Source organism: Mesorhizobium sp. M2A.F.Ca.ET.039.01.1.1 (assembly GCF_003998035.1).
Lineage (GTDB): Bacteria > Pseudomonadota > Alphaproteobacteria > Rhizobiales > Rhizobiaceae > Mesorhizobium.
On sequence record NZ_RZRY01000985.1, the window covers coordinates 1 to 1,852 of the forward strand.

Genomic DNA, 1,852 nt, shown 5'->3' on the forward strand with positions numbered 1-1,852 from the left:
CCTTAATGAGGATGGAGAGACTGCCAAAAATCTGCCGGAGGCTCTGCTCCATATTTGTTATTCGAACGAGCTTGGCGCGTTCGGCAGCTTCTATCCGAGTTTGGACTTATTCGACCGCAGCGACATAGACCGACTCTTACGCCAACTCTTGCGGCAAGGCGAGACCAGGCTTGCTGGGTGCGATTCGCCACAAGGTGATGTGCAGTTGCGACAGGAAATTTCGCGCCGCGTATCAAAGCGAGGATGCATTATCGCAGACGGGGAAGTGATTGTTGGCAATACCGGCATGTCGTGCTTCGACATGTGCCTCAATGCATTCACTAAGCCAGGAGATACCGTTCTTGTCGAAAGTCCGTCTTATTTTCCAATGCTGGCCGGATTGAACCGCAAAAGCCTTTCCATGGTGGAAATCTATTCCCACCCGCGCTTTGGCATCAATCCCGAACAATTCTTGCACCTTGTCCGCTCGAATTCTGTTCGAGTGGCATTGCTTATGGGCTCCCATCACTATCCCACAGGCGTGACCTATTCCGAGCAAACTATGCGCCGTGTTGTCGAAATCGCTCGCCAACACCAAGTGCTTATCCTCGAAAATGACATGTTCAGCGACCTGAACTACCGTGGCAGCAGACAGCCTTCGTTCAAACAACACGATCCTTCCGATATCGTGGTGCAATTCGGCAGTTTCATGGCCTCCCTCCCACCAGCGTATGGATTGGGTTGGATCATTGCGGGCACCCACACACGACGTTTGATGACCCACCAGTATACACATGGACTGAACAGCGGTGACGGTATTGTCCAGCGCGCGATCGCCACGTTTCTTGCGGTCCGCAGTCAGGACCGACATTTGAGGCGATTGCGCGGCACATTGGCCGCGAGGATGCAAAGGGGTCTTGAGTTAATCGCGCAACATTTCCCCAGTGAGTGTGTTGTATCGCCTCCGGCCGGCGGGTTTATGTGCTGGGTACGAGGACCGCTTAGCTTCGACGCTACCAGCGCTTTGCTTCAGGCGATCGAATCTGACTTCAGTTTTCTTCCAGGCCCTATCTTCTCGATTGAGGCATCCTTCCGCAACTTCGTAGCGCTAAACTTCTCATTCCCATGGACTGCTCAGAATGAAACTTATCTGGCGAAACTCGGCGAGATGATGCACAGGTCGGTCGGACGGTGATGACATCAGATTGAAGCGTTTGAGGCTGCGGTCTCGAGCATTCTGCGGTTGTTGAAGCGCTATGGCCACCCTTAAAGACGCGCCAAGGGCATGCTTGTTGGCGGTGCGTCGGCGTCGATCAGAAGCAGCACCTCGCACTGGGTAATGGTCGACCGCTCGTTCGCTATCCCGACAGCCATTCTGATGGCGTCGGCATAGGCCGGCCAAGTCGGGCGCTTCCATAGGGCCGGCCACGGGGCCCGTCCCGAATATCGTCGATCAGGACATCGATGCCGCAGTTCTGCGATGAGCCACGCGAGCGTAGCAGGCAACAACTGATTTCTGGGCGCCACCAACGAACTTGCGCTCTGCAAAATTGATCTGCCGGGAAAGCGTCTCTCCAGAATTTGGTGTCGTGATATTTGTAGCCGCGTTCGCTTTCAAGCAACACGCGGTCGCCGATGGCCTTGGCGAGGCGCCGACCCATACACCAGCGCGCAGCACCAACTTATCAGTAGCCGCCCTCCGCGTCGGTGAAAACTGAAAAACTCGCACGGCGTCGGCCGAAGCATGCCCTGCCCGACTTTGCAAAGACGCAACAAGTTTGAACGGCAGCCGCTGCAACAAATCTGCAAGAAAACTCGAAATAAAATTCGCAGAGTCTTAACGCCGCAAACTCGTTGACGATGGTAGCCTCGG

General features: G+C 55.0%; 2 protein-coding genes. One reads left to right on the plus strand and one right to left on the minus strand.

The genetic code is table 11. The features are described 5' to 3' along the window. Window positions 1–1,174 (plus strand): PLP-dependent aminotransferase family protein (locus EOA24_RS36405; protein ID WP_133374826.1); only part of this gene is annotated, 1,174 nt, incomplete at its 5' end. Between the two features lie 490 nt (window positions 1,175–1,664). Here the strand turns inward: EOA24_RS36405 and EOA24_RS42575 are convergent. Further along, the coding region (locus EOA24_RS42575; protein ID WP_210213641.1) for a hypothetical protein at window positions 1,665–1,852 on the minus strand (188 nt) is incomplete at its 5' end.